Origin of the sequence: Candidatus Williamhamiltonella endosymbiont of Tuberolachnus salignus, assembly GCF_964019775.1 — a bacterium.
Lineage (GTDB): Bacteria > Pseudomonadota > Gammaproteobacteria > Enterobacterales > Enterobacteriaceae > Hamiltonella > Hamiltonella defendens.
In genome coordinates this window covers 990,882-1,008,463 of sequence record NZ_OZ026471.1, presented here as the reverse complement: position 1 = coordinate 1,008,463, position 17,582 = coordinate 990,882, and the positions used below count along the sequence as shown (strand labels likewise).

Annotated in this window: 20 protein-coding genes and 1 pseudogene; 13 read left to right on the top strand and 8 right to left on the bottom strand. The window is 41.1% G+C overall.

Annotated features, from left to right (window positions below; genetic code table 11):
• Positions 1-3 precede the first annotated feature (3 nt).
• From rsmB to def, 3 genes are all read right to left on the bottom strand, one after another.
• Positions 4-1,293 (bottom strand): 16S rRNA (cytosine(967)-C(5))-methyltransferase RsmB, encoded by a 1,290-nt coding sequence (gene rsmB, locus AACL23_RS04815; RefSeq protein ID WP_339050443.1) that lies wholly within the window; start codon positions 1,291-1,293, stop codon positions 4-6.
• A complete protein-coding gene (gene fmt / locus AACL23_RS04810) occupies positions 1,293-2,252 on the bottom strand; it encodes a methionyl-tRNA formyltransferase (protein WP_015874088.1) in 960 nt (319 codons plus the stop codon). Before fmt ends, rsmB begins: the two co-directional genes overlap by 1 nt.
• Positions 2,253-2,325: 73 nt before the next feature.
• On the bottom strand, positions 2,326-2,841 hold the full coding sequence (gene def / locus AACL23_RS04805; protein ID WP_100096730.1) for a peptide deformylase: 516 nt from the start codon (positions 2,839-2,841) through the stop codon (positions 2,326-2,328).
• Between the two features lie 122 nt (positions 2,842-2,963).
• Between def and dprA the strand changes: the two genes are divergently transcribed.
• Together dprA and AACL23_RS04795 are read left to right on the top strand one after the other, a co-directional pair.
• A complete protein-coding gene (dprA, locus tag AACL23_RS04800; RefSeq protein ID WP_100096729.1) occupies positions 2,964-4,064 on the top strand; it encodes a DNA-protecting protein DprA in 1,101 nt (366 codons plus the stop codon).
• Positions 4,065-4,081: 17 nt separating this feature from the next.
• Positions 4,082-4,651, top strand: coding sequence for a Sua5/YciO/YrdC/YwlC family protein (locus AACL23_RS04795; RefSeq protein ID WP_339050439.1), 570 nt, complete (start codon positions 4,082-4,084; stop codon positions 4,649-4,651).
• Positions 4,652-4,661: 10 nt separating this feature from the next.
• On the opposite strand, the gene queD is transcribed toward AACL23_RS04795, so the two are convergent.
• Positions 4,662-5,042 carry a 6-carboxytetrahydropterin synthase QueD gene (gene queD / locus AACL23_RS04790; RefSeq protein WP_015874085.1) on the bottom strand — a complete coding sequence of 127 codons (381 nt, stop codon included), beginning with the start codon at positions 5,040-5,042 and terminating at the stop codon, positions 4,662-4,664.
• Positions 5,043-5,169: 127 nt separating this feature from the next.
• Between queD and ftsB the strand changes: the two genes are divergently transcribed.
• The 5 genes from ftsB to rpoS are packed head-to-tail and all read left to right on the top strand — an operon-like array spanning position 5,170 to position 8,753.
• Positions 5,170-5,484, top strand: coding sequence for a cell division protein FtsB (gene ftsB / locus AACL23_RS04785; protein WP_015874084.1), 315 nt, complete (start codon positions 5,170-5,172; stop codon positions 5,482-5,484).
• A gap of 2 nt (positions 5,485-5,486) precedes the next feature.
• Complete coding sequence (gene ispD, locus AACL23_RS04780; RefSeq protein ID WP_095033893.1) at positions 5,487-6,212, top strand: 2-C-methyl-D-erythritol 4-phosphate cytidylyltransferase; 726 nt, start codon at positions 5,487-5,489, stop codon at positions 6,210-6,212.
• A 20-nt stretch (positions 6,213-6,232) separates the two neighbouring features.
• The gene (gene ispF, locus AACL23_RS04775) at positions 6,233-6,706 is read left to right on the top strand and encodes a 2-C-methyl-D-erythritol 2,4-cyclodiphosphate synthase (protein WP_044612558.1); all 474 of its coding nucleotides are present in this window, start codon (positions 6,233-6,235) and stop codon (positions 6,704-6,706) included.
• A gap of 10 nt (positions 6,707-6,716) precedes the next feature.
• Positions 6,717-7,682 carry a murein hydrolase activator NlpD gene (gene nlpD / locus AACL23_RS04770; protein WP_422389625.1) on the top strand — a complete coding sequence of 322 codons (966 nt, stop codon included), beginning with the start codon at positions 6,717-6,719 and terminating at the stop codon, positions 7,680-7,682.
• Between the two features lie 54 nt (positions 7,683-7,736).
• Positions 7,737-8,753, top strand: coding sequence for an RNA polymerase sigma factor RpoS (gene rpoS / locus AACL23_RS04765; RefSeq protein ID WP_339050435.1), 1,017 nt, complete (start codon positions 7,737-7,739; stop codon positions 8,751-8,753).
• A 154-nt stretch (positions 8,754-8,907) separates the two neighbouring features.
• Here the strand turns inward: rpoS and AACL23_RS04760 are convergent, their stop codons facing one another.
• The 3 genes from AACL23_RS04760 to AACL23_RS04750 all read right to left on the bottom strand — a co-directional run bounded on the left by AACL23_RS04760 (position 8,908) and on the right by AACL23_RS04750 (position 12,598).
• Positions 8,908-10,035 (bottom strand): hypothetical protein, encoded by a 1,128-nt coding sequence (locus AACL23_RS04760; protein ID WP_339050433.1) that lies wholly within the window; start codon positions 10,033-10,035, stop codon positions 8,908-8,910.
• Positions 9,953-12,043, bottom strand: a complete 2,091-nt coding sequence (locus AACL23_RS04755) for a C80 family cysteine peptidase (RefSeq protein ID WP_339050431.1) — start codon at positions 12,041-12,043, stop codon at positions 9,953-9,955. The genes AACL23_RS04760 and AACL23_RS04755 overlap by 83 nt, the downstream gene beginning before the upstream one ends.
• Positions 12,044-12,343: 300 nt before the next feature.
• Positions 12,344-12,598 (bottom strand): phage integrase Arm DNA-binding domain-containing protein, encoded by a 255-nt coding sequence (locus AACL23_RS04750; protein ID WP_100096724.1) that lies wholly within the window; start codon positions 12,596-12,598, stop codon positions 12,344-12,346.
• A gap of 211 nt (positions 12,599-12,809) precedes the next feature.
• Here AACL23_RS04750 and AACL23_RS04745 point away from each other — a divergent pair.
• The 3 genes and pseudogenes from AACL23_RS04745 to AACL23_RS04735 all read left to right on the top strand — a co-directional run bounded on the left by AACL23_RS04745 (position 12,810) and on the right by AACL23_RS04735 (position 14,844).
• Positions 12,810-13,799, top strand: a pseudogene (locus AACL23_RS04745) (IS3 family transposase).
• 39 nt (positions 13,800-13,838) lie between these two features.
• The gene (locus tag AACL23_RS04740) at positions 13,839-14,489 is read left to right on the top strand and encodes an ATP-binding protein (protein WP_100096722.1); all 651 of its coding nucleotides are present in this window, start codon (positions 13,839-13,841) and stop codon (positions 14,487-14,489) included.
• Complete coding sequence (locus tag AACL23_RS04735; protein ID WP_234817382.1) at positions 14,431-14,844, top strand: Mor transcription activator family protein; 414 nt, start codon at positions 14,431-14,433, stop codon at positions 14,842-14,844. Before AACL23_RS04740 ends, AACL23_RS04735 begins: the two co-directional genes overlap by 59 nt.
• Before the next feature lie 212 nt (positions 14,845-15,056).
• Here AACL23_RS04735 and AACL23_RS04730 read toward each other — a convergent pair whose 3' ends face one another.
• A complete protein-coding gene (locus AACL23_RS04730; protein ID WP_158530974.1) occupies positions 15,057-16,298 on the bottom strand; it encodes a hypothetical protein in 1,242 nt (413 codons plus the stop codon).
• Positions 16,299-16,575: 277 nt separating this feature from the next.
• On the opposite strand from AACL23_RS04730, the gene AACL23_RS04725 reads away from it, so the two are divergent.
• From AACL23_RS04725 to AACL23_RS04715, 3 genes are read left to right on the top strand one after another with little or no spacing between them, the layout of a single operon-like run.
• On the top strand, positions 16,576-16,785 hold the full coding sequence (locus AACL23_RS04725) for a hypothetical protein (RefSeq protein WP_339050426.1): 210 nt from the start codon (positions 16,576-16,578) through the stop codon (positions 16,783-16,785).
• Positions 16,782-17,162 carry a RusA family crossover junction endodeoxyribonuclease gene (locus tag AACL23_RS04720; RefSeq protein WP_100096049.1) on the top strand — a complete coding sequence of 127 codons (381 nt, stop codon included), beginning with the start codon at positions 16,782-16,784 and terminating at the stop codon, positions 17,160-17,162. Before AACL23_RS04725 ends, AACL23_RS04720 begins: the two co-directional genes overlap by 4 nt.
• Positions 17,159-17,497 carry an antiterminator Q family protein gene (locus AACL23_RS04715; RefSeq protein ID WP_100096718.1) on the top strand — a complete coding sequence of 113 codons (339 nt, stop codon included), beginning with the start codon at positions 17,159-17,161 and terminating at the stop codon, positions 17,495-17,497. Before AACL23_RS04720 ends, AACL23_RS04715 begins: the two co-directional genes overlap by 4 nt.
• Positions 17,498-17,582: the final 85 nt, after the last annotated feature.

Genomic DNA, 17,582 nt, shown 5'->3' with positions numbered 1-17,582 from the left:
TTGTCACGAGCGCTTGGTGATTTTTGCATAAAAGAAACCATCACCTTCATCAGTTTGGGGCAAGTTTTGTAGACCTATTACTGCTTCATCTTGAATTGTTATGCTTTCTGCATTGAGTTCATGTTTCAAAAATTCGGTGATTTGTTGTTGATTTTCTTCAGGTAAAATAGAACAAGTGCTGTAAAGCAGCATCCCTCCCTGTCTGAGCGTTGGCCAGACAGCTTTGATAATCTCGGATTGTAATTGAGCCAGTGCTGCGATATCACTATCACGCCTGAGCCATTTGATATCAGGATGGCGACGAATAATACCTGTGGCGGAACAAGGCACATCCAGTAAAATTTTATCGAACATTTTTCCTTCATACCATTGCTCAGGTACAAGAGCGTCAGCCACTTTTAGCCTGGCTGATAAATGCAAACGTTGTAAATTTTCTTTTATGCGCTCTAAACGCTTTGCATCGATATCGACCGCTAATACATCAGCACTGGGAGCCCTCTCAAGAATATGAGTTGTTTTAACACCAGGGGCCGCACATAAATCAAGAATATAGTCATCGTTTTGGGGGTCGAGTAAATCAATACATCTTTGAGCCGACACATCCTGGACTGTTGCCCAACCCAGATCAAAACCAGGGAGTTCTTTGACTGAACATGGGGGCAAAATTTGTACTGCGTCAAGGCAAATAGAGTGCGCTTTTGCTTTGATTCCTGATTTTTCTAATTCTGTCAGATATTTTTCTCTAGAATGATGAAGCACATTAACCCTTATCCACATTGGAGGTCTTTCGTTATTCGCCCTCAAAATAGATGGCCATTGTTCAGGATAAGCGGTTTTTATTCGTTGCAATAACCATTGTGGATGTAAATAAGGATCTTGAGCCTCCACTTTTTGAAGTAAGCTTTCTTTTCTCCGCTCAAATTCACGCAGTATCGCGTTTATCAATCCTTTGAATTGTGGATATTTCAAAACAGCAGCCGCTTTCACTGTTTCAGATAAAATAGCATGTGGTGGAATGCGGGTATAAATGAGCTGATATAAGCCAACCATCAGCAAGAAATGCAAAAGACGTTTTTTGGCATTTAACGGGCGTGTCATTAAATGCTTCACACAATGCTCCAACCTTGGCAGCACCCTCAAGGTGCCAAAACACAGTTCCTGGAGCAATGCCTTATCTTTATAAGGGACATGATTCTGTACTTCAGGCAAAACAACACTGAGTGAACGCCCTTTATCTAATACTTGACTGATAATTTGAGCAGCAATAGCGCGAAGATGATATGTATTTTTCATCAGGATAAAAGTTGCTTCCCTATTTGAAACCATTCATTTCTTGAATTGAGAAAATCCCAGGCAGAGATAATTTTTTTACCAGGCAACTGGAATTTCGTCATGTTTAACACACCCTCAGAAGTAAGAATTTGGATCCCGTTTTTATCCGCTTTTAGGACGGTGCCTGGCTGGAGATGAGAAACTTGCTGCGAATCGGGCATGGCTTGAGCTTCCCAGACCTTTATAATTTGTTCATTTATTATGAAATAACTGACAGGCCAGGGGTTAAATGCCCGAACACAGCGTTCTAAATGAGCAGCAGGCAGCAACCAATCGAGGCGCGCTTCTTTTTTAGTTAATTTGTGAGCGTAAGTTGTTTTTTGTTCATCTTGAGTTTCTCCGTGCATCTTGCCTTCAGCCATTTTTTTTAATGTAAGCAATAAATCTTGAGATCCTAATGCGGCCAACTTAGCCTGCAAACTCGCGCCGGTATCATCGGGCTGTATTGGATAAACGGTTTTATACAACATGTTCCCTGTGTCTAATCCTGAATCCATTTGCATAATAGTCACCCCCGTTTCTTGATCTCCTGCCCAAATCGCCCGTTGAATCGGAGCCGCGCCCCGCCAGCGAGGAAGAAGAGAAGGATGCACATTAATGCATCCCAAACGAGGCATGTTCAATACCGCTTGAGGAAGGAGTAAACCATAGGCAACCACGACCATGACATCCGCATCTAAATCAAGGATACTTTGTTGCTCTTCTTTTAAACCGAGTGAATGAGGTTGATAGACGGGAATATGATGTTGGGTGGCCAAGATTTTTACCGGACTAAAAGCCAGTTTTTTCCCTCTTCCAGCAGGACGATCGGGTTGTGTAAAAACGCCGAGAATTTTTTGTCTATGAGATAATAAATGTTGAAGGTGACAGGCTGAGAAATCTGGGGTCCCTGCAAAAATAATTTTTAAAGATTCGGACACTGAGCTTCCTTAAATTGAGATGAGACGTCTTTCAAAACCAATAGAAAGCGGTAAGTTGTTTTGTGCTATTGGTTCATTTATCTTTTTTTTCATTAATTTTTTGCAGTTTTTCCATTTTTTTTTGGATACGCTGACGCTTAAAGGGCGAAAGGTAATCGACAAAAAGCTTCCCAATAAGATGATCCATTTCGTGTTGAATGCAAATCGCCAATAAGTCATCGGCAGACAACCTAAAAGATCTCCCCTCACGGTTTAATGCTTGAATGGTAATCTCTTTTGCTCTTGGTATGAACGCTTTTTCGCCAGGAATAGAAAGGCAACCTTCTTCAATGCCGGTTTCTCCGCTTTTTTCTAATAATTCCGGATTAATTAATATGAGAGGCTGATGACGATCTTCTGAAACATCAATAACAATAATCTGTTGATGAATATTGACCTGCGTTGCCGCTAAACCAATGCCTTCCGCCTGATACATAGTTTCCAGCATATCATCCGCTATTTGCCGAATTTGATCATCCATTTTTTTAACTGGACTTGCAATTTTGCGAAGCCGATCGTCTGGAAAATGTAATATTTGTAATATTGACATAAATTATTCGATATCTATTGAAGTAATAAAAAATACTGAATGCTCATTTTAATCATTTTTGTTATTGATGAACAACATCATATCAGGCCTGTTTCATAACAGGCTTTGTAAAGAGAGAGATTATGTTAAAAGCAGAAATATGGTTACGAATGAGTATGGTCAAAGGGTTAAATACCGCTCAAAGGATGAAAGTAGCAGAATATTTACAGGGTTATGCTGACATTCACCCGGATCCGGATATGCTTATGGCCGGAGGTTTAAACCAAAAACAATGCCAACAATTTATTTCACCTTTAAATGAAAAATACATTAACGCTACCTTAACCTGGTTAGAAAAAGATGCTCATCATCTGCTGGTGTATGGTGATTCAGACTATCCAAAACAACTCACTTATATCTCTTCTGCACCTCTTTTATTATTTGCGATAGGAGATATCTCTACTCTTTCTCAAGAACAAATTGCCATGGTTGGCAGCCGAAATTTCAGCCACTATGGTGAGCGTTGGGCAAAATATTTTACCAAAGAGCTCGTCCAGACCGGATTGATTATTACCAGTGGATTAGCGATTGGAATTGATAGCATTTGCCATCAATCTGCCTTGAATTCAACGGGTAAAACCATTGCCGTACTGGGCAGTGGTTTAGAAAATATTTATCCTCGACGTCATTGTGATTTAGCCAAACGTATTACAGAAGAAGGGGGCGCTATTGTATCTGAGTTTTTAACTACTGCTCTGCCTTTGGCCACGCATTTTCCAAAAAGAAACCGAATTATCAGTGGGCTGAGCGCCGCAGTTGTCGTGGTAGAAGCTTCTCTGAGAAGTGGCTCTCTTATTACCGCTCGTTATGCACTTGAACAAGGTCGCGACGTATTTTCTTTACCTGGTCCTCTAGGAAGCCCTACCAGCGAAGGGACTCATTGGTTAATTCAACAAGGCGCTTATTTGGTCAACAAACCCCAAGATATTATTGAGCAAATAAGAAGTTCACTAAAATGGTTGCCGATGTCTCGGTCTGCCAGTGTGGCTTTTACACAATCAGAGTCGTCATTGGAGCTGCCGTTTCCTGCTTTATTGAGCAGCATAGAGTATGAAGCCACTCCTGTTGATCTGATTGCCCAACGTACAAATCAACCAGTATCACAAATACTCATCCAATTACTTGACCTGGAACTTGAAGGATGGGTTTCTTCCGTGAACGGCGGGTATATTCGTCTTAAATAGTAAGGTGTAATGATGACATGCAGATAAAAAATAACCCTACGTTCGCTTCAGTCTTAAAAGCATTAAAAAAAGAGCAGGTAATAGCTTATCCGACAGAATCTGTTTTTGGCTTAGGCTGTGATCCAGATAGTCAAAAAGCGGTGAATAATTTATTGCTTTTAAAGCAACGCCCTCAAAAAAAGGGATTGATTTTGATAGCAGCCAGTTATCAGCAATTACAACCCTATATTAATGATGAGCAGGTCAGTGCTGAACAACGTGAAAAAATTTTTACAAGCTGGCCAGGGCACCTAACCTGGGTTTTCCCAACCTCTATCCAAACACCCTTTTGGTTAAGTGGGGAATTTAATTCATTGGCAGTCAGAGTGTCTGCTCATCCTTTGGTCAGACAGTTATGTTCCTGCTTTGGTAAGCCTTTGGTGTCAAGCAGTGCTAACATAACAGGCCAAACACCTTGCCGTACATCCAGAGAAGTGGTTTTACAGTTCGGCTATCAGTTGTCTGTGTTATCAGGCAATGTAGGAGGGCATATGAAACCCTCTGAAATCAGAGATGCGTTGACCGATAGATTAATTCGCTCAGGATAAGTATGAAGGTCTATTGCCCTAAATGGGTCTCAGAGCCTCTATAAATACAACCTGCTGAACAGGTTTCTTTGATAGTGATTGAACTTAATTGAGGTAATTTAGGCTTAAGTCGATCCCAAATCCAAACGGCCAATAACTCACTGGTTGGATTTTCCAATCCTTCGATATCATTTAAATATTGATGATCTAATTTATTCCAAATAGGTTGAAATGCTGCTTTCAAATCAGCAAAATCCATAATCCAACCACTTTTAGTATCAATTTTGCCAATAATTTCTAATCGAACTACAAATGAATGACCATGTAAACGCCGACATTTATGTCCTTCAGGAACGTAAGGAAGACGATGAGCTGCCTCAAATTGAAATTCTTTAAACAAACTGGTGTTCATAATACAAAATTGCCTCTTTTAAACATATTTTTATAGACCTTTATTGGCTTATAAGGATTTTAAAAAGCTTCTGGACTAAAGTACACCCAAAATTAATAGAATGATGAGGCCATTTTTAAGAGGTTATATGAAAATATTTATATTGCTGCTGCTGTTATTAGCAATTGGATTACAATATTCTCTTTGGTTAGGGAAAAATGGGATTCGTGACTTTGTCCGAATTAAAAAGGATGTCGCAGAACAAAAAATAAAAAATAATGAATTAAAAATGAGAAACGCCCAACTTTTTGCTGAAATTAACGATTTAGACGGGGGAAAAGAAGCACTGGAAGAGCGTGCTCGAAATGATTTAGGGATGATCAAACAAGATGAAAAATTTTATCGTTTGATCCCTGAATCCTCAAAAACCAACATCGTTTCTCCTGCTAAACAATTAAGATAAAAATGAACACATACACTTCTCTTTCTCTTCAGGTAATGGCTGTTGTGCCTGCTGCAGGCATCGGGTCTCGAATGAAAACAGATTGCCCAAAACAATATTTCTCAATCAGAGGTAAAACAATACTTGAATACGCGGTTAAACCTTTATTATCTCATCCTTGTATTCAACAGATTATGATTGTGATTCACCCTAAAGATCATTTTTTTCAATCAACACCTCTTGCTCGACATCCGAAAATTCGGGTGGCTTTAGGTGGAAAAGAACGTGCAAATTCTGTTTTGGCAGGGTTAAAATATTTTGGTTACCTTAACGTTCATTCTAAATGGATCCTGGTTCATGACGCCGTTCGCCCCTGTGTCAGTGATGAAGATATAGAGCATTTACTTTCTATTACTCAACACAGTGAAGTAGGAGGTATATTAGCCACGCCTGTTCGAGATACAATAAAAATAGCTCAGGCTGATATGACTATTTCATCTACCCCTGAGAGAGCCAAACTTTGGCATGCCCTGACACCACAGCTATTCCCTTTTGGATTATTAAAAAATTGTTTATCACGTGCCTTAGCAGAAAAAAAACTCGTCACAGATGAAGCCTCTGTACTTGAATGCTATGGTTATCATCCACTATTAATCCAAGGGAGATCTGACAATATCAAGATCACTTATCCAGAAGATTTAAAGTTAGCTGAATTTTACTTAAACCAAAAACATGATGAATCACCATGAACGTGAATATGTTAAATCTAATACGCATAGGAAAGGGTTTTGATGTCCACAAATTTGGCGGGTCTTCTCGCCTGATCATTGGGGGGGTTTATATCCCTGAAAAACAGGGTGTGATAGCCCATTCAGATGGGGATGTGGTCTTACATGCAGTGATTGACGCATTGCTCGGTGCTGCAGCTTTAGGTGATATTGGAACACTTTTCCCTGATACCTCCCCAGATTTCAAAAATGCCGATAGTCGCGCCTTATTGTGCAGAAGCTATGAGAAAATTCTGGGGAAAAAATATCAATTAGGGAATATAGACATCACTATTATTGCACAAGAACCTAAAATGGCACCTTACATTCCAGAAATGAGAGAAAATCTGTCCAAAGATCTTCAGTGCAACATAGATCACATTAATATCAAAGCCACCACAACCGAAAAATTGGGTTTTATTGGCCGTGGTGAAGGTATTGCATCTGAAGCAGTGGTTTTATTAATCAAAAAATGAAGATAATATAATGAAAAAAAACACCCGCCGCATTTTATATCAATCTCTATTTATGATTGCCAACTTCTCTCTTTTTGCCTGTAGTAATAAAGACTCAAAACCAGCGCCTATTAGTGTTGCCAGAGACCATTCTATTAAAATTAAACAAGAACATGACAGAATGCATACAATTATCTATAACCGCAGTTATGATAATACTCTTAAAGGCAGTTATAACGGGCATACCTATCGAGTGAAACGAGGTGACACCTTATTTTACATTGCTTGGCTTACAGGAAATGATTATCGTGATTTAGCAAAAAAAAATAATATTCCTGAACCTTATACACTAAAAATTCATCAGTTAATTCAGTTAGATAAAAACTCTAAACAGATGATAAAACAAAAAGACGTGACTTCTATTGGCTTACCTCTTCGCCCATCTCACCAGGAAATTCAAACAACAATGGTTGATTCTCAATCAACTAACGCGTATTCTCAACATTCAGGTAAACAAAATGTTAGCGAAATATTGCAAAAATCAGCTATTGTTGCAAAATCAACACCTGATGTTACTTTGCCTCGTAATCCGATTAATACCTCAAAAAATCAGGGTACAGCTCCCACGCTTCAATGGAAATGGCCGACTGACGGAAAAATTATCGATGAATTTTCTGCTTCCGAAGGAGGTAATAAAGGGATTGATATCAGTGGTTCCCGAAGACAACCTATTTTTTCAACAGCAGATGGGCAAGTGGTTTATGCAGGGAATGCATTACGAGGTTATGGTAATTTAATCATTATTAAGCACAGTGATGATTACCTGAGTGCCTATGCTCATAATGACAAGATACTGGTCCGGGAACAACAAAAAGTCAAAGCTGGGCAAAAAATAGCAAATATGGGTAGCTCCGGAGCCAGTTCAGTAAAGTTACATTTTGAAATTCGTTATAAAGGGAAATCCGTCAACCCGCTGCAGTACCTTTCGCAGCGATAAATTAAGCAAAATACGCTGAAATTTTGTTTTCGGTATTACGGGCAGGAGCAGCATATGAGACAAAATACGCTGAAAGTTAACGAGTTAAATGAAGATATTAATTTTACGCAGTACAGTGAAAAAAATAATCTAGACCCAGAAATTTTCACTGAAAAATTTTTACTAGTCGATGAATCTACTGAAAGTGAGTTAGATGAAGACGAAGAAGATGAATTATTAGTAGAAAATGTCACACAGCGAGTACTGGATGCAACTCAGCTTTATCTTGGTGAAACTGGCTATTCTCCCTTATTAACAGCAGCAGAAGAAATTTATTTTGCTCGCCGTGTATTGTGTGGCGATGAATCGTCACGTCGAAGAATGATAGAAAGTAATTTACGTTTAGTGGTAAAAATTTCTCGTCGTTATATCAATCGTGGTCTGCCATTATTAGACTTAATTGAAGAAGGTAATTTAGGTCTCATTCGTGCTGTTGAAAAATTTGATCCTGAGCGGGGTTTTCGTTTTTCAACTTATGCCACATGGTGGATACGTCAAACGATTGAGCGTGCGATTATGAACCAAACGCGAACTATTCGTTTACCTATCCATGTCGTCAAAGAGTTAAATGTATATTTACGTGCTGCAAGAGAACTTTCCCATAAACTTGATCATGATCCCAGCCCAGAAGAAATTGCAGAGCAACTGAATAAACCTGTTGATTATGTCAGCCGTATGTTACGGCTTAATGAACGTATCAGCTCTGTTGATACTTCTTTTGGAAATGCGGCAGAAAAAGGATTATTAGATGTTTTATCTGATGAAACTGACAATGATCCTGAGAATACAACCCAAAATGATGATATGAAAAAAAGCGTCGTTAAATGGCTATTTGAATTGAGTACTAAGCAACGAGAAGTCTTAGCAAGACGCTTTGGATTATTAGGTTACGAGCCCGCGACACTTGAAGAGGTGGGATGTGAAATTGGTTTAACGCGTGAACGTGTTCGACAAATTCAGGTTGAAGGCTTGCTCCGTTTGAAAGAAATGCTGCAAACACAAGGTTTAAACATAGAAGCATTATTTCGATGATAAACAATTGAATATTCGATACATGTATGTAGTGGCTTGAACTTTGTCACATCCGAATACATATGGTTTTTTTTAAAGAGTTGAAATGTAAATGTGTCCCCTTTATTCATAGGGGACTATCAACCAGCTAGCTATAAAGAGTGATAAGGCGGCTTTAAGATGAAATAACCGGTATCATTTTTGCCTGCAAAGTCTGCAAAATTTTGTCTCCAGGAATATTAAAGACTTGCTCTACCTCTGAAAATCCAGCAGTGGTTTGTCTTAACTGGCTTAAGATATGATGGCCGTCGCTCACGGTCATATCCGGGATCAATTGATCCACAATCAGATCTGGTTCATTGCTGGAGTTGAGTCTCACTGTGTGCATTCGCCCTTCTTTATCCATGATGGAAAGATGTCTATAGCTTTTGTCTTCCATAAAATTCATCAGACGAATAGTGACATGTTCTGTGGGCGAATCGAGATGACTCAAAATGACATGCTTTTTTTCCTGTCTTATCTCAATATCATCCAGTAAAAAAGGCAGCAGTAAAATGTCTTGCCCGGGTTCGCCCGTTTCAGGTTGATCATAATTATTGATGCTCACTTCTGTTCCCATAGGTCTGTCTTCGATGATGTACACATCTCTTTCGCCTTTGCCTTCCAGGGTATCCTGACCTGTTTTACTGTGTAAGGTGTTTCTACGTTCATCTCCCTGTAAATTATCATCAAACCCCGTTTCTTGAGGAAGCAATCGCAAAAAATCAGGCAATAGTTTGGTTTCGCCTCTGACATCGAGAACCCCGGGAGTTTTCTGATGTTGCATTTTTTGAATGATGACAGGGGCTTTTTCGCTATCGGTTTTAGGGAAATGAAATGTTTGATCAAATTTTGGGGCATATTGTGCCATTAAAGTGAGCGGCTCAGGTTCTTCTTCATCAGGATTGACCGCGATTTTAGGAGGGAAGCCCGTAAAAATCACGCCATCTTTGGTATAAAAAATATATTGGCTGGTTAATCTTCTGGTTTGCTCATCAACGGAAGAAACATAGAGATCATATAACGTTAAGGTGGTGATGCTTTGATTGTCATTACGTAATTTAATGAACAGCCGCTGTTTCAGCTTTTTAATATCGATGATTTGGGTTACGGAATATTCCAAAAAAACAGGGCTTAATGATTCTGGGGCATCTTCTTCTTTGATGATAAGTGTCGCCGGATCAGAACCGGTATTTTGTAAAACACGATAACAATCTGTGCCCTTTCCTCCATACAGCTCTTTGTTGCGCCAAGTCACTGCCATCGTCTATATAAATCGCTTGTACAGAAGGATGAATTTCAGCCCGAAATTCAGCCGTATTATTGTATAATTTTATCCTTTCGTTCCAATTCAACAGATTTTCGACGACGAAGTTATCCCAGTCAGCGGTTCTTTTTAAGGCCAGCTGTCCTGTTAAACCCCCTAGTTGATCATGAGCGTCACTCAATTGCATCAGGCTTTGTACTTGACTTGTAAATTCAGAATACAGCAGGGGATCAGACAATGTTTGATATAATTTTTTTCGGTCGAGTTCTCCTGAGGGGAGGTGAAAAAACTCCGTTAAGAGTTGCAAATGACCTAGGCTTAATAAGCTCTCCCGCCTCGAGGAAAGGTGATCGACCAAAATCAAAATTCGTTTTAATTTGTCCGTTAAAGAAGACGTCATATGTTTTTGAGTACGAGCCATATCTGAAAGATTTTTCGAGCTCTTTTGATTCATTTCTGTGGTGATGTTCCTTGTATGACCGGTGAGGCCATCAACCCACTGACTTACTTTGATAATTTTGAGTTCAACGTCTAATTCTTGGGCAATGTCCCGAGCAGCCTCACTGAATAACCGAAAATTCTTTGATGTTAGAGCCTCTGAACCGGAAAAATGTGTGGCCTCCCCGGTATTTTTAAGATCATCAGAAGATATCAAAAATAGCCCGGTGATTTTAATGTTTTCTGTCACCGGATAGTGGGGATAAATATTGACATCTGCTCGACCAGTGATCAGCACTGTATTTCGCGAAACAGTGTTATTGATAATATCATCAGGCGTGGCCACTCGTTGTGGGTACGAAAATAATTGCTTCGATAACAGACCATTGCGTGTTAACTCAGAAAAAGGGATGCTTTTTGCCAGGGCTGATCGCTCGTCGATGGTATTCATAATCTGATGGGTTTTTTTTACCCCATTGGTTTCTATTAAAGACAGCTCGCCGCCGGATTTTTTTATAACCCCTTTTAAATTGGCTTCAATCGCGTTTGCATCTGGGTCGGCGGCCAAAATATTTTGTTCGGGGACCTCTAATATCACGCCTACCGTATAATCTCTGAGGGTCTGATTTGACAAAATACTGGCAGAAATCAGATCAGCTTGCCTGAGTTTATCCTGAATGTTTTTTGAAAAAATGCCTTTACGTGACGTCAAATCTGTGATGGTAGAAGGATAAACAAGATACCTAAATCTTTTATTTTGTATTTTAGGATCCGAAAAATACCGAGGGGCCCAAGCATCTAATACAGGAGATAACAACCTAAAAGCACTGCTGTGCTTTTTTTGTATCAGCTCACCATTTTTATTCCAGCCTAAAAGTAAAGTCTTGCCTGCCGTCTGAGCCCCGATTTCTGATAGTGTTTGAGTAGTAAATTTTTTACCAGAGCCAGAACCATCAGCGACAGCCACGAGTTCTGTTCTGGCCGATATGTCGGCCAGAATACCCTTGCGTTTCATCGCTCTCGCAAACTGAGTCGCAAAATTAGGGGGGGTGTAATTGATCAGCCGACATCCCACTAAACTGATCCGGTTTGGAGTACTGTCGATATGATATTTTTTACTAAAATGTTGATTAAAATGAGTTAAAAGTTCGGCTAAACCACCCGGGTTCATGCCAGACATTCTCCTAATAGAGGGTGATGTATTTGCACGAGCGGGATTGCCGTGTCCTACTACTTGCCAACGTAATTTGCCTTGAAGCGCTTTTGGACAGCCTGATAACACGCGATAATGATTTCGCTGGTCAAGTTGGACTAAAACTGAGCCGGGATGTTTTTCCGCTAGTCTCAAGGCAGCATCCAGGATGATCGGATCATTTTCTAGCTGGATAATCAGTTGTCCCGCATATCGGGTCAAACCGCCATCAGATCTTGTCATGACAGTTTCATATAGGCCATCCCATTGGGTAACCGGCACAAAATCAGCAGGTGTCCGTTTGGTTCGATGAACAGGCAGACCAGATTGATGATGAGGAATAAAAGAATTTCGGGGGAATTGCTCTTGGATCATGGTTATTTTTCATCCTTAAAAAATAGAAAAATTCTGAGGGAGTCATTTTTGTATTAGTATTAATAGATATCTCTGTTTTAGAGTATATTCGAATTACTAAGGATGTTCTAAAACACGTCTCATTAAAAATGAGACCTTATAAATCTATATTTTATAAAAAACGGATCAAAATTCCATTTCACCACTGGGCCTACGCATTAATCCCCCACGGCTGTCTTATTAAAATTTCTGCAATTCAGTCATCATGTTATTATTTATATATCTGTCTTTTTTAGATTTGATACAAGTTGAGCGTTGCTGTCATTTTTTTGTAAATTGTTCCATCCATTCTGTCATTGAGAGCGCCTTCACTTCGTTGATTCTGTCGTTCAGGCTCACAGGGGCGTCAAAAATCTGCCGATTGGCCGAAATGGCTTCATTGATGGCCATCCGCTTTTCCTTTCCTAATCCATATTCTTTCCCCGTCCTTGGGTCTCGGTAGCAGTAGTAGCCGTTGTTGCGAACGTACAGATGAGGAGGCAAGTCCCGATTAGCCGTTTTTCTTTTGCGGGCCATGTATTTTCTCCATTAAGGTTTTTTATGCATGAATAAGGCAAGGCCTACGGCCGATGAGATGAGGCCTTACGTCATATTGTAGTGGCATAGTTAATTTGGCCACCTGACAAAAACCAGGTGATAAACTCACGTTATCAAAAAAGGTGTAAAAATGGATAAGAAACACAAACTCCCCTACAGCCCTGAATTTAAGCTAGAAGGGGCTCAATGAGTGACAAAACAAGGATATAGGGGGATAGAAGGAGCAAAAGCCATGGGCGTGAGTATCATCGCCCTCCGTGATGGGGTGAAGCGGTCAATGAGCGAAAAAAGAGGACAAACTATTTCCCAGGGTAAAACAATGACAGCAGACCAACAACGGATTCAAGAGCTGGAAGCCAAACTCCGCAAGGTTGAACGGGAGAAAGATATCCTCAAAAAGGCTTCATCTCTCTTAATGTCAGAGTTCCTGAACACTTCCCGTGAGTAGAGAAACTTAAGAAGAGCCATGCAGTGACAAGCTCAGGTACGTCAGGAGCAAGAACGATGTCTGCCATGGTATATCAGAACGGGGTATTCCGCCAAGTCGCTATCGGGCAACGAGAGTCATGCGTCAGTTGGAACGGGTCAGCCATCAGCCAGCGACTCATCAATATAAAAAGGCGAGACAGGAACATCAGGCTATTCCCGACGTGTGAGCGCGTGAGTTTTCTGTGGCTGCCCCTCATCAGATGTGACCTATCTCTGGGCAGGGAATCGTTGGACCTGTCTAGCCGTACTGATAGACCTGTTTGCACGTCAACCGACAGGATGGGCCCTCTCTTCTTCCCCAGACAGTGAATTCACCTGCAAGGCATTGTGGATGGCTTATGAATCAAGAGGACGCCCCAACGGCGTCAGGTTTCATTCAGCTCAAGGTTGCCATGACACGAGCCTGACGTTCAGGCAGCCACTCTGGCGCTATCGTATGACCCAAAGTCTCAGCCGTAAAGGTCATTGTTGGGACAACTCTCCTATGAAACGCCTGTTCAGAAGCCTCAAAACAGAATGGGTACCCAAAGCAGGGTATCCAACTCAACAAGAAGCCAGGCGGGATCTTGTTGATGATCTCATTGGCTACTACAGTCAAACGCGGCCTCATCAATACAACGGGGGATGAACGCCAAATGAACCGCAGCGGTTGTACTGGAAAAAACACAAGATACTGGCCTGTTTTACTTGAGCACTACACAGCGACTGCCCGCGGTGCCTTGAGACAAAAATGGCAGACATGCAAAACCAGGTGCAAGCAGAGCAGGCCAGAAAAAAACAGGCTCTGATTCAAACATTGCTGAAAAACGCCCACATTCCGCCCCGTTTTGAACAGGCCTGTTTTGAGTCATACCAGCCGGTGAATGCACAGGCCAGACAGTGTCTTGCCGTCTGTCAACGCTACGCAGAGCACTGGCCCACACGACGGTCGCAAGGTGGGGGACTGGTCCTGTGTGGTCGTCCGGGGACGGGGAAAAATCATCTGGCGGTGTCGATGGCCAAAAGCCTCATCCAGACACATCAGGCCTCGGTGTTATTGACAGGTGCCCTGCAGATGATTCGAGCCGTTAAAAACACCTGGAGCAAGACCGCTGAGAAAACCGAAACCCAGGTGATTCAGGACTATGCCCGCCCAGACTTGCTGGTCATCGACGAACTGGGGGTCCAGTTTGGCAGTGACACTGAAAAAATCATTCTGTTTGAAATCCTGAATACGCGTTACGAGCAGTTGAAACCCAGCGTCCTCATCAGCAATCTGGCCCCAGCGGAAATGGCCGACTGTATCGGAGAGCGGGTGATGGACCGGATGCAGGAAGGCGGGGGTGGCACACTGGCGTTCACCTGGAACAGCTATCGACAACAGAAAAGTCAGTGCGTTTAAAGGAGGTTGTATTTTACCGAATCTGCTACAGGAAATGACCAACCTCTTAGGCCCTGCCCTCACCTGCAAATTGGGTCAAAGCATGGGGGGCGCGAGAGTCTATGTCCCTAAAAAAATCCAGGCAAACGACCCGTTGGGTCGCTTGCTGGGAGGTCAAGATGCCGAGCGGCTCTGTGCACATTATGCCGGCACTGTGTTAGACCTGCCGAGTAAATATTTTTTTCGCGCCGTGCGTAATCATCACATCCGACAGGACTATCACAGCGGCACCCTCACCGGCTCCAGAGCCGACCACCTGGCCCTCAAATATGGCCTCTCAAGAAGGCAGGTCTTGAATGTTATAAAACGTGCTTAAATATCACCTAATTTAAGCCAGACAATCACCTCATTTGTCTAATCGAAAAAGTAGACATGTCACTATTAAATTATAATAATTTATTTAAAAATAAATCCGTGCCTTGAAATAAAAAAATGCATCTTTTTACTCTTCAGACTTAGAGCGCGTTTAAATCTCTTTAAATTTTACCCTATTTTAAAAAAGGATGATGAATTGAGATAAAGTTTGAGCTATTCAGGTTTTGTGTAATGTTGCATTTTAAAATCCTCAAATTTAGAGTAGGAGTTAGTCAGATCTTTTTTATCCGCATCATACAATGTTTTAAAAACAAATTTAAAGTGTTTAAATTCGTTCATTTTATACAAATATTTAATGTTTGGATCATAAAAATATATTTTTCTTTTCCCCTCGCCTTGGGACTTTTCAATCATAATTAGTGACGCATGACCAATAAGCTTGTCAGCTGCAATATTTGATCCAGAAAAAAGCGTTATATAAACGTCTTTGTCTTTATGTTGATTAGCCTTATCAGTGATACGGTTGAGTAACCTCTCAAAAAATTCAGAACGTGGTTCGCGCCATTCTTGTAATTCCATTTCATATTGATGAAATTTTTTAAAACCAAGCTTTTCCAGTATATCTTCATTTTTGCCAAAATTATTACTCTGATCAGTTTGTGCTTTATAAACCTCATTCCATTCCGAAAATTTTAGCATTGATTTTTTAGTTTTTGGATCAACAACTAGCATATTTTGATCTAGTGTTTTGCCTTGAGAGAGGGCTAGCGCCATTCTTGTTCTTAATCCATAACAAACACCCTCACCTTGGATATAAATCTCCATCAAAGCACGTAATTTTTCTGAGTTGTGACTAATTTGTTCTTCGGCTTCACCACCTAATTCTTTTACTATACGAGCAATAGTGTTACTGGTCATCTTAAATGAATTTTTCTTGAGCGATTCTTTAGTTAAAGAATTTAATAAGCCCTTATATTCAACATCAGAAAATTCAGGGATTATAATAGGAGGTTCATCATATATGTATCCAGAAGGATAGAATTCTTCTAGTTTTGAGCCTTGTAGATTGAAATCAGGATGAAACGTTTGTTTTGGTTTAATATTTTCATTTTCAGTAAGAATAAAGGGGGGTTCAGATAAATTTTGTTTTTTAGGCGATGCGCTGGTTACATCAGCAGAAGTAGATAAACCATTTTCTGTGAACCTGATTTTTTCACTGTTATGATTATTATCATTCAAGCGGTGAGAATCATCTTGTGTTGCTTTGCTTGTGGTGTTTTCTGTTCTCGGTTTAGGTTTAGAAAAACAACAACAAAATAAATCTACGAAACGGGTGGAAATATCATTGGATACCTTTCGTAAAGCCTTTAAGAATCGACTGAGTTTATTAGGTTGTGATGTTGGTGTGTGATGATGAATCGGTTGAGTATTTTGATTATTAACTGCGCCTGGCATGAGTTTTTTCCTGCTATTGTTTAAATGAATGATGAAGAAAATATAAATTTTCTGAATATTATTCATTATTATCAAAACGAGCTTTAAAAAACCGCTCATTGTTTATAACCACTTTCCTTGACTTCCCCTTAAAGTGCACTTTTGCACCTGAATAAGGTCTATTACGTCAGTTATCCTAGGGGTTTTCCTCCTTAGGAGGCACCATGCCTGATATTCTCATCCGCTTTTTTACCCATACCTTCTTCGTATTTGTACTCCCTCTTGCCACTCAAAACAGATGAGCATTTCCCTCAACACCCCCTTCCGCTATACGGGCATCAACAGCGAGGAAGCCGATTTTTTAACGCATCATTACCAGCAGCGAGGGTATCGAATGAGAAAATATCTGAACGAGGATGTCCGGTTGTGGGATGTGGTGGTGTCGCTTCCAGAAAGAGACCGCTTTCCCAAAACCCCTTTTTCGATGCTCAATCCCTTATGGCGATGAGAATTGAACTGCCTTTTCCGCCCAGTGTGAATCACTACTGGGTGCGCACCGCCCGTCGTGTTTACTTAAGCGAGGCGGCGAAACGGTTTCAGCGATTGACCGCCATCGAAGTCGCCCAATCGTCCATGAAACAGGGTCATCACCCCTTCCTTGGGGACGTCTCCGTACTGCTCACACTGTATCTGCCGGACAAACGGGTGAGAGACGTGGATAATTATCCTAAAGGCGTATTAGATGCCCTGACCAAAGCAGGGATTTGGGCCGATGACGCCCAGGTCAGAGTGATGACGGTGAAGAAAAAGGACCCTCACAGCGATACCAAAGGCGGCAAATGTGTGGTGGTGATTGAGCAGTACGTCGAGGAGGCAGCGGTATGAAAGAGATTCGATATCGATTGACCGCCTGGGGCAACTGGGCAGGCACGCGGGTGGGGACGGAATATCCCCTGTCATCTTGGCCTGTACCCATGGCCAGTAGTGATATTCGGCCGATGCTGCCCGATAACGAGGCAGAAAAAGTGGACCGGGCAGTCGCCAGGCTCAAGCACTTTGATTCATTGGGCTATGAGATTGTCGTCGCCTATTATCGAGGCAAGGTGTCTTGTCGGGCGATAGGCCGCGCCCTCAAACGAGACCATAAATCTATCTCAGGGTATTTAACCCGTTCAGAAGCCTATATCGCAGGTCAGGTCGATGCCCTCCTGGAAGGTTAAAATAATCGACGCATTAAGGTTAAACAATCTATTTTAATCAGCAGTAATCGTTTTTAATTTTTTGAAATATGGATTAAAATACAGC

Excerpts from the sequence above, each read along its gene's own strand:
- AACL23_RS04715 (WP_100096718.1), top strand. The coding sequence starts at position 17,159 with ATGAAAGAGATTCGATATCGATTGACCGCCTGGGGCAACTGGGCAGGC.
- rsmB (WP_339050443.1), bottom strand. The coding sequence starts at position 1,293 with ATGAAAAATACATATCATCTTCGCGCTATTGCTGCTCAAATTATCAGT.
- AACL23_RS04760 (WP_339050433.1), bottom strand. The coding sequence starts at position 10,035 with ATGGCAGTGACTTGGCGCAACAAAGAGCTGTATGGAGGAAAGGGCACA.
- ispD (WP_095033893.1), top strand. The coding sequence starts at position 5,487 with ATGAACACATACACTTCTCTTTCTCTTCAGGTAATGGCTGTTGTGCCT.
- def (WP_100096730.1), bottom strand. The coding sequence starts at position 2,841 with ATGTCAATATTACAAATATTACATTTTCCAGACGATCGGCTTCGCAAA.
- ftsB (WP_015874084.1), top strand. The coding sequence starts at position 5,170 with ATGAAAATATTTATATTGCTGCTGCTGTTATTAGCAATTGGATTACAA.
- AACL23_RS04730 (WP_158530974.1), bottom strand. The coding sequence starts at position 16,298 with ATGCCAGGCGCAGTTAATAATCAAAATACTCAACCGATTCATCATCAC.
- rpoS (WP_339050435.1), top strand. The coding sequence starts at position 7,737 with ATGAGACAAAATACGCTGAAAGTTAACGAGTTAAATGAAGATATTAAT.
- nlpD (WP_422389625.1), top strand. The coding sequence starts at position 6,717 with ATGAAAAAAAACACCCGCCGCATTTTATATCAATCTCTATTTATGATT.
- AACL23_RS04725 (WP_339050426.1), top strand. The coding sequence starts at position 16,576 with ATGAGCATTTCCCTCAACACCCCCTTCCGCTATACGGGCATCAACAGC.
- AACL23_RS04740 (WP_100096722.1), top strand. The coding sequence starts at position 13,839 with ATGGCAGACATGCAAAACCAGGTGCAAGCAGAGCAGGCCAGAAAAAAA.
- queD (WP_015874085.1), bottom strand. The coding sequence starts at position 5,042 with ATGAACACCAGTTTGTTTAAAGAATTTCAATTTGAGGCAGCTCATCGT.
- AACL23_RS04795 (WP_339050439.1), top strand. The coding sequence starts at position 4,082 with ATGCAGATAAAAAATAACCCTACGTTCGCTTCAGTCTTAAAAGCATTA.
- AACL23_RS04720 (WP_100096049.1), top strand. The coding sequence starts at position 16,782 with ATGAGAATTGAACTGCCTTTTCCGCCCAGTGTGAATCACTACTGGGTG.
- dprA (WP_100096729.1), top strand. The coding sequence starts at position 2,964 with ATGTTAAAAGCAGAAATATGGTTACGAATGAGTATGGTCAAAGGGTTA.
- AACL23_RS04755 (WP_339050431.1), bottom strand. The coding sequence starts at position 12,043 with ATGATCCAAGAGCAATTCCCCCGAAATTCTTTTATTCCTCATCATCAA.
- AACL23_RS04750 (WP_100096724.1), bottom strand. The coding sequence starts at position 12,598 with ATGGCCCGCAAAAGAAAAACGGCTAATCGGGACTTGCCTCCTCATCTG.